Origin of the sequence: Arsenophonus sp. ENCA (genome assembly GCF_002287155.1) — a bacterium.
GTDB lineage: Bacteria > Pseudomonadota > Gammaproteobacteria > Enterobacterales > Enterobacteriaceae > Arsenophonus > Arsenophonus nilaparvatae.
The window spans coordinates 1-8,825 of sequence record NZ_NHNG01000626.1 but is presented as its reverse complement, the minus strand read 5'-3'; the positions used below and the strand labels follow the sequence as shown (position 1 = coordinate 8,825).

The window sequence follows — 8,825 nt, the reverse complement described above, 5'->3', positions numbered from 1 at the left end:
TAACAAGCTGAAAATTCAGCGGCTAAATTTTTCAATTCTTCGACTGATAATCCAATGATTGCTTTACATAAACGATTATCTCGTAACAGCCGCTCTTTGTTGATCATTTCAAACCTTTATTCTCTAAGTTAAACCTCTTTTTATTCTCAATAGCGTGACAAAAAATGCAAGTCTCTATTCAGCAACTAGTTTATTGTAAATGGCGATCTAGACAGTTAGCACTTAAATTTAAGGTACCATCTTCAAACCATTGGATGTTAATGTGCCCTGGATCAAATGAAGTGTTTTTTACTTTGGTATAGGGTTTTATCCAGTCAACAATTTGACCTTTTTCTCGCCAAAAAGCGTCAGGATCTTCAAGAGATAATTGATAATCTTGTTGGTACTGTTTTTTATTGACTAAGGCATGTGCGGCAATTTCAGTAGGAATGGGGTACTTGAACGTTGATATCATATTTTTCTTCTCCTCATTTGTGTTAATCATATGTCAAAGAGCAGTTAACTAAACCCATGAAAAAGAATTTGTTTTTTTTTGTGTAAGTGATCACGTAAATGATGGTGTTTTATTTTAGATTTGTTATTTATTAATTAATTATTCTATTTAAATTGTTTTAATTGATGTGAGCTAATATATCGATTTTTTTATAGAGAAATAAAAACCTTAAAAAATATATTGTTTATAATTGTTTTCATTATTATGGTAATCCTTGTAAAATAAGGATTGATTGAAACATTTATTTTATATTTGAGTAACAGGAGTTAATGCGGATGAGCTATACATTACCTTCCCTGCCTTATGAATATGGGGCACTAGAGCCACATTTCGATGAAAGGACAATGAAGATCCATCATACCAAACATCACCAAACATATGTTAATAATACTAATGATGCGTTAAAAGATTTTCCTGAGCTTGCTAAAGTTGATATAGATGATTTAATTCAAAATTTAGATAAGGTGCCTGCCGATAAGCGTACTTTTTTACGCAATAATGCAGGTGGGCATGCCAATCATAGTATGTTTTGGATCGGTTTGAAAACAGGTACTGAACTAAAGGGTGAGTTGAAATCTGCGATTGAACGTGATTTTACTAGCGTTGAGAATTTTAAAGAAATCTTTGAAAAAGCAGCAGCCACTCGTTTTGGTTCCGGCTGGGCGTGGTTAGTATTGAAATCGGATGGAAAGCTGGCGGTTGTTTCGACAGCTAATCAAGATAACCCATTAATGGGTGAATCTATTTCTGGTGTTTCCGGTTATCCTATTTTAGGGCTGGATGTTTGGGAACATGCTTATTATCTCAAATATGAAAATCGTCGCCCTGAATATATTAAAGCCTTTTGGTCGGTTGTTAATTGGGATGAAGCGGCAAAACGTTTTGCAGAAAAAGTAAAATAGCATTAACTTTATCTGTTTGTTTAATATCAATGTTAGTGGTGCCAGATTATTTACTGGCCTACTAATATTTTTTAATGACCAATTAAAATTATAGTAATGAAAAAAATTTTAACTCTTATTAATTATATATAAACAAATAAAAGAAACTTTTGGTTTCGCTAAATGGTATTTTATTATTTATATCATTCGATAAATTTATTAATAAAATAAATATTGATATTTGTTTTAACTGTTTATTTTTATTAATTTTTAAATTTATTCTTAATGTCAATCTCCCTCGTGTTTTAAGAGGGAGAAGAGCATTATTTTTTTATAGGGCTAATAAAACCTATCGCGTCATAAACTTTACTAAGGGTTACTTGAGCACGAGCCTCTGCTTTGCTAGCACCTTCAGACATAATGTCATTTAATAGTTTTTCGTTATTACGAAACTCATCAAAACGGCTTTGAATATTTATTAGCATATCTGAAACAGCTTCAGCAACGGTGTTTTTAAGATCGCCATACATTTTTCCGGTAAATTGTTTTTCTATCTCAGAGGTAGATGTGCCTGTTACACCAGAAAGGATATCTATTAGATTAGAAATACCAGGTTTGTTTTCTGTATCATAATAAATTTGCGGTGGCTCGTCAGAATCAGTAAGGGCACGTTTTATTTTTTTAGCCGCTGATTTAGGGTTTTCTAATAAAGTTATTACATTATTGCGGTTATCATCTGATTTTGACATCTTTTTTTGTGGTTCTTGTAGAGACATAACCCGCGCTCCTTTTTCAGGAATAAAGGGATCGGGTACAGTAAATATTTCACCATAGAGCGAATTAAAACGTTGAGCAATATCGCGGCTTAATTCTAAATGTTGTTTTTGATCAATACCAACCGGGACTTGGTTTGTCTGGTAAAGTAAAATATCGGCAGCCATTAATACTGGATAATCGAATAATCCAGCATTAATATTTTCAGCATGACGGGTTGATTTGTCTTTAAATTGTGTCATGCGGCTTAATTCACCAAAATAGGTATAACAGTTAAGCGCCCAACTAAGTTGAGTATGTTGCGGAACATGGGATTGAACAAAAATAATACTTTTTTTAGTATCAATACCACAAGCTAGGTATAAGGCTAATGTATCAAGTGTACGTTTTCTTAATTCTTTGGGGTCTTGACGAACTGTAATGGCATGTTGATCAACAATACAATAAATACAGTCATAATTATCTTGCATGTGAACCCATTGGCGTAATGCGCCAATATAATTGCCGATGGTTAATTCCCCAGACGGTTGAGCCCCACTGAATACAATAGGCTTTTTGTCGGTATTAGTTGAATTTATAGGGGGTGTATTCATGTTATTATCCCAGAGTTGTCAAAGGTGGTAGTCCTAACGCAGGAAGTAGATCGGCAAAGTTATCTAATACATAATCTGGTTTACTTAATGCGATAGATTCACCATAGTTATATCCGTAAGTTAAGCCCACACAAGGACAATCTGCAGCTTTAGCGGCTAAGATATCATTATGAGAATCACCGACAAATAATAATTGATCTTTATGTAGGCCAAATTTTCCCATTGTAAGATACAGTGGAGCCGGATGGGGTTTTTTCTCTTTTACGTCATCGCCCCCTAATATTAAAGAAAAATAACAATCAATAGTTAATTTTTTTAATAAAGGGTCAATAAATGGCGTAGGTTTATTGGTGACGATTGCCATTGGTAAAGGTTGTTTGGCTATTTCTGCTAATGTTTCTTTCACTCCAGGAAAAAGCTGACTACCAGTTATTACTGTTGTTGCATAAATTTTATCAAATAATTGGCGAGTATTATTTTTGATTTCTGGTGTGATTTTAACATTTGCCCAAGTTAATGCGCGTTCTATCATAATATCAACACCATTACCAACCTAGGTAGAAACAGGTTCTTTGCCCGCAGCGGGTAATTGCTGAATGATTAAAGCTTGATCTAAAGCATCAGCTAATCCGTCTGCACTGTCGACTAATGTACCATCCAAATCAAATGCAATAACTTTAATCTTGGTTAATTTTTTAAATGCCATTAAATTGCCTCAGCTAACTTTTTACGCATAGCATCAATGACAGTTTTGTAATCTGGTTGATTAAAAATTGCAGAACCTGCGACAAAGGTGTCAGCACCTGCATTTGCAACATTAATAATATTATTAACATTGATCCCGCCATCAACTTCTAGGCGAATATTATAACCGTTTTTATCGATCATTTTACGAACTTGACGCAATTTATTTAAGGTTTGTGGAATAAAAGATTGTCCACCAAAACCAGGATTTACCGACATGATTAGGATCATATCCAATTTATCTATCACGTAATCTAAATAGTTTAATGGCGTAGCGGGATTAAAAGCTAAACCAGCTTTACAACCGTTATCTTTAATTAATTGTAATGTGCGATCAATATGCTCACTTGCTTCAGCGTGAAAGGTAATATAAGTTGCACCAGCTTTAGCAAAGTCAGGAATCAATCGATCTACTGGTTTTACCATCAAATGCACATCAATGGGTGCCTTAATACCATAATCTCGCAATGCTTTACATACCATTGGGCCAAAAGTTAAATTTGGAACATAATGGTTATCCATTACGTCAAAATGGATAATATCAGCTCCAGCTTTAATGACTTTCCCAGTATCTTCACCTAAACATGCAAAATTTGCGGATAAAATAGAGGGGGCAATCAGAAAATCTTTCATTATTGTCTCCGATTTGTTTTTTTACCTTTTGCGTTTTTTTTATAAGTTGGATTATAAAATGCCAAAAGTTCATCGACTTTTCTACGAGCAAGGCTATTACGACTAATTGTTCTACGTACTTTAACAACATTTAGCTTGGCGTGATGATACCATTCTCTAGTCGCTGGTGTATCATGATTTGATATTAATACGGGTATTCCGCGAGTTGATGATAAGTGATAAGCAATTTGAGCCAGATTGTATTGTTCTTTGTTGCCAAAACTATTTGTATGATATGCGGTAAAATTAGCCGTATCAGAAAGAGGTGTATAGGGTGGATCACAGTAAACAACGGCACTTTTGTTTACTGATAGTAATGTTTCTTGATAGGTTTGGCAGACAAAAATAGCTTTTTGTGCTTTTTCTGCAAACCAATAGAGTTCATCTTCAGGAAAATAAGGTTTTTTATAGCGCCCAAATGGAACGTTAAATTCCCCTTTTGAGTTGTAACGACAAAGACCATTGTAGCAATGACGATTAAGATATAAAAATAGTTCACTACGACGTCTAGGATTATTACATAAGTTGAATTCAGTACGTAAACGGTAGTATTGCTCAGGTGTATTAAACTCATTGTTAAAAAGCTGACGTGAATGCTGCACAAATGTATCAGTGTGATATTTTACAGTATTATATAAATTGATAAGATCATTATTGATGTCAGCTAGGATGTAAGCATTATAGTTGGTATTCAAAAATACTGAACCTGCCCCGACAAATGGTTCTACCAGACAATCACCTTCTGGTAGATATTTTTTAATTTCTTCTACCAGAAGATATTTACCGCCAGCCCATTTTAAAAAAGCGCGTTTTTTCTTCATGCCGCCATATTTTATCTAAATGTTCCAGAGTTTTTGATATATCTCTGTTTAGGACAGCATATTTGCGCCTAATGATTCTTTATTTTTGATCTTGCTTAACTTGCTGAAATTTTCTAACCCAGGGTTTTTTTTCCTGAACAGAAGCGGGCAAAGTTGAAATTGCGTTTTTTGCTTCACTGACTGTGCGGTAATTACCGTGGATAAGAACATACCATGGTTGTCCATTGCGTATGGTCTTATAGATTTTATAATTAGTTAAGCGATTGTTTTTAGCAAATGCTTCTAGTGAGTTAGAACGGCTTGCACTACTTAATTGTAGTGTGTAATTACTCGCTGGAGCTGATAATAAATCACCACTTTGATTTGTATGTGTTCTAACTATAGGTTTTGTTTTTGTTTCAGGATTAGTTTTAATTGGTTCAACGATATTAGATGGTGTAGTAGCGGGAAGTTTTGTTGATGATGGCGTTGATGTTGGATTTTCAACGAGTTGTTGCTTTGCATTAGGTAATGTTTGTCCCTGGCGTAAAGCATCAACAACGTCACCAGGGATTTCAATACGTTTACCTTGCCCTTGGTTGACTGGTGGTAAGGAACTTTCAGTCGGTGTATCACTAATTGAAGGCATGGTTACGTTTTGTGGTTGGTTTTGTTCTTGGGATAAAGGGGACTCATTTGATAGTGATGTTGATTTAGAAATATCAATGTTACGTTCATTTATTGTTGTAGAGGTATTTTGTTTCTCATGATCTGTTGGTGCTTTAAGTGCTGAGCTAATCGCGATAATGAGTAATAATAGAACCAAAACAGCGATACCAATCATGACATGTTGCCGAGAAGCTAGATGGTGTTTAGATCTTTGCTGACGTGAACGTAATACAGGCCTGTCTGAAGTGTCTGGCCGGAAGTTACTCTGATCTTGAGGATCTCTTTCTGGTTTAAACTCGTCCATTTCCCCTCCCTTTAAGGTGAATGACCTCATATCATGGATAAAGATGATTTTTTGTACAATTAGATTCTGAAATACGGATATTTATTATAGTGTCACTATGGCTATCTTGCTATCTCAATCACGGTTTAATCTGTATGTAGACATTGTTTAATTGCTTTTAAAACAATCTCATGGCTTATATTAGTATATAATTCTGCGTTGCCAATAGATTTGGGTAGCACCAGATTGAGTTGATTATTAACTACTTTTTTATCTCTCATCATGTGAGGTAAATAAGCTTCAGCAGCCATTTTTGCTGGTCCCTTAATAGGGAGATTTGCTTGCCTCAGTAAGTTTAAAATGCGTTGAGTATCATTATTATCAAATTGGCCAACTAACTCTGCGGTTTTTGCAGCCATCACGATACCTGTAGCAACTGCCTCACCGTGTAGCCAACAACCATAGCTTAATTCAGTTTCAATGGCATGACCAAAGGTATGTCCTAAGTTCAATAATGCACGTTGTCCATTGGTTTCTTTTTCATCTATAGCAATGATTTTTGCTTTTAATTCACAACAATGTCGTATGCAATAACTTATTGTTTTTTCATCGAATTCAAATAGTTTATTAATGTTTTTTTCTAACCAACAAAAAAAATCATAATCTAGAATAATGCCATATTTAATAATTTCAGCTAAGCCTGAAGAAAACTGACGTACTGGTAATGTTTTTAGACTATCTAAATCAATAATAACTGATATTGGCTGATAGAAAGCACCAATCATGTTTTTACCTAATGGATGATTGACTGCTGTTTTTCCTCCAACAGATGAGTCAATTTGAGATAAAAGCGAGGTTGGTGCTTGGATAAAACGAACGCCTCTTTGGTAGCAGGCGGCAGCAAATCCTGTCAAGTCACCAATAACACCGCCCCCAAGGGCAATAAGGGTGGTGCTTCGAGGATGATTTTTTTCCAATAAAGCAGTGAAGACAGTATCAAGAGTAGCTAATGATTTGTACTGTTCTCCGTCAGGTAGAATGATCTCATCAACTTTGACGCCCATTTTTGTAAGAGTAGATTTTACTCTTGCAGAGTAAATGGAATGTAGCGTTTTGTTCGTTACAATCATTGCGTATTCGCCACTTTTAAGCGGCAAAAAAGCATTAGGTGAGTTAAGTAAACCAAAAGCGATACTAATAGGGTAACTCCGTTCACCGAGTGTAACTGTCAATTTTTCCATATTGATTTTACCTTTATGGCATGGTCAATCAGTCATTCATATTGATTTATTGAAATTAAGTATTTTTTAATAATCCAATGATTTGGTTAGCAACTACTTTTGCACTTTGATCGTCGGTATGAATAGTAATGTCTGCGATTTCTTCATAAAGTGGATTACGTTCATGAGCGAGTTTTTCTAAAACTTCACGAGCAGGCTGATCTACTTGCAATAAAGGTCTTTTTTTATCGCGTTGAGTTCGTGCCATTTGTTTTTCAATCGTAGTTTCAAGATAAACGACTACCCCGCGAGCAGAAAGACGGTTGCGTGTTTCTTTTGATTTTACCGATCCCCCCCCTGTTGCTAGAACAATGCCTTGTTTTTCTGTAAGCTCATTGATAATTTTTTCTTCACGTTCCCGAAAACCTTCTTCGCCTTCTAAATCAAATACCCAACTCACATCAGCACCAGTACGTCGTTCAATTTCTTGATCGGAATCAAAAAACTCCATACTAAGTTGCTGCGCTAGCTGGCGACCAATAGTACTTTTTCCGGCGCCCATAGGTCCAACCAGAAAGATATTGCGTTTCTCTGCCATGTTTTTGGTATTACTAAGATTATTCGTTAATGATAACTCGCCCCGCCAATCAAATTAGCAACGGGACCTATAATTGAAACCTCATGAGTATTGACATCTTTTCTTGCATATAAAAGCAAAAAAATCCCAAATACATTCAGTTTTTTCTGAATTATATCGGAAGGGCCTGTTTTTGGAACATAACTGATAGCAGTATTTCTTCACAGGTTTAAAATCCGGAATGTCTCGTAATACGCAATATACAGTATTACGAAGCTCAAGTATTCGTCTTTAAGTTTGTTTGCGCACTAAGTTTAACATCAATCAATTTGAAAACCACGTCGATATCTATACGGAAAATGTATTATTTGCTGCCAATTATGAATGATATTAAATTGGATATAAAAATTATCGCAATAGATTAGCTAAAAATGCAACTCTAATCGTACATATAAAAGTTTTATTATCGAGTGCGCACAACATATTTATTTCGCTAAATAGCTAACCTTGTAAGCTAAATCTTTCTTATCGTCAAATTTATAATCCACTATTCACAATAATCTGATGATTTTTGCTCTCTTGGGTGCTGCTTAGGATGAAGTTATATTATAAAAAATAATTATTAGTTACTATATTTTGTTAAATATTAATTAGTTGTGGTGTTATAAATATGATTAATTCTCTATGGTAAGTTTGTTTTCCATCTTTGGTGAATAAATGACCAAAAAAAGGAGTGTCTGCCAGGTAGGGGATTTTTTGCTGTTGACTGTTTTTTTTCTGCTGAAAAATCCCACCTAAAATAAGTGTTTCTCCATGATTAATAGTAACTTGGGTCGATATTTCTTGTTTATTACACGAGTTTCGCAGTCTCTAAAAAAGAAGTATAAATTTAAAAACAAGAAAAAATCAGGATGTTCATATTTTGTCCGGTTATCCATGCATTAAAGATATCTATAAAATATTCTTGCAAGTAAGCAGTGTAAGATACTCTAGTTTGGCGTTATCAGAAGTCAGCCCATCGCCTTTATCTCATGACACGGTTAGCCGATGGTTAAAAAGTAGATGTTTCCGCCCTAAAGACCTATGGCGATTAGTTGAACCTTCTATAGACAAAAAAAG

Annotated in this window: 9 protein-coding genes and 2 pseudogenes; 2 read left to right on the top strand and 9 right to left on the bottom strand. The window is 34.8% G+C overall.

The features are described from left to right. Nucleotides 1–196 precede the first annotated feature (196 nt). Nucleotides 197–454, bottom strand: a pseudogene (locus CBG25_RS16155) (acetyl-coenzyme A synthetase N-terminal domain-containing protein); the annotation flags it as partial. A gap of 314 nt (nt 455–768) precedes the next feature. Here CBG25_RS16155 and sodA point away from each other — a divergent pair. Then, nucleotides 769–1,395 carry a superoxide dismutase [Mn] gene (gene sodA / locus CBG25_RS16150; RefSeq protein WP_290607899.1) on the top strand — a complete coding sequence of 209 codons (627 nt, stop codon included), beginning with the start codon at nt 769–771 and terminating at the stop codon, nt 1,393–1,395. A gap of 302 nt (nt 1,396–1,697) precedes the next feature. Here the strand turns inward: sodA and trpS are convergent, their stop codons facing one another. The 8 genes and pseudogenes from trpS to CBG25_RS16110 form a co-directional block, all read right to left on the bottom strand. Then, a complete protein-coding gene (gene trpS / locus CBG25_RS16145) occupies nt 1,698–2,741 on the bottom strand; it encodes a tryptophan--tRNA ligase (protein ID WP_032115749.1) in 1,044 nt (347 codons plus the stop codon). A 4-nt stretch (nt 2,742–2,745) separates the two neighbouring features. Next, nucleotides 2,746–3,447, bottom strand: a pseudogene (locus tag CBG25_RS16140) (phosphoglycolate phosphatase). Continuing rightward, on the bottom strand, nt 3,447–4,118 hold the full coding sequence (gene rpe, locus CBG25_RS16135) for a ribulose-phosphate 3-epimerase (RefSeq protein WP_290607898.1): 672 nt from the start codon (nt 4,116–4,118) through the stop codon (nt 3,447–3,449). The pseudogene CBG25_RS16140 and the gene rpe overlap by 1 nt, the downstream one beginning before the upstream one ends. Next, nucleotides 4,118–4,978 carry an adenine-specific DNA-methyltransferase gene (dam, locus tag CBG25_RS16130; RefSeq protein ID WP_032115752.1) on the bottom strand — a complete coding sequence of 287 codons (861 nt, stop codon included), beginning with the start codon at nt 4,976–4,978 and terminating at the stop codon, nt 4,118–4,120. The genes rpe and dam overlap by 1 nt, the downstream gene beginning before the upstream one ends. A 79-nt stretch (nt 4,979–5,057) precedes the next feature. Next, nucleotides 5,058–5,930 carry an SPOR domain-containing protein gene (locus tag CBG25_RS16125; RefSeq protein WP_290607897.1) on the bottom strand — a complete coding sequence of 291 codons (873 nt, stop codon included), beginning with the start codon at nt 5,928–5,930 and terminating at the stop codon, nt 5,058–5,060. 125 nt (nt 5,931–6,055) lie between these two features. After that, nucleotides 6,056–7,150 carry a 3-dehydroquinate synthase gene (gene aroB, locus CBG25_RS16120; RefSeq protein ID WP_290607896.1) on the bottom strand — a complete coding sequence of 365 codons (1,095 nt, stop codon included), beginning with the start codon at nt 7,148–7,150 and terminating at the stop codon, nt 6,056–6,058. 55 nt (nt 7,151–7,205) lie between these two features. Then, the gene (gene aroK, locus CBG25_RS16115) at nt 7,206–7,727 is read right to left on the bottom strand and encodes a shikimate kinase AroK (protein ID WP_290607895.1); all 522 of its coding nucleotides are present in this window, start codon (nt 7,725–7,727) and stop codon (nt 7,206–7,208) included. A gap of 618 nt (nt 7,728–8,345) precedes the next feature. Further along, on the bottom strand, nt 8,346–8,573 hold the full coding sequence (locus CBG25_RS16110; RefSeq protein WP_290607900.1) for a hypothetical protein: 228 nt from the start codon (nt 8,571–8,573) through the stop codon (nt 8,346–8,348). Nucleotides 8,574–8,628: 55 nt separating this feature from the next. On the opposite strand from CBG25_RS16110, the gene CBG25_RS16105 reads away from it, so the two are divergent. After that, a partial coding sequence (locus CBG25_RS16105; RefSeq protein WP_290604058.1) for a hypothetical protein occupies nt 8,629–8,825 on the top strand: 197 nt, incomplete at its 3' end.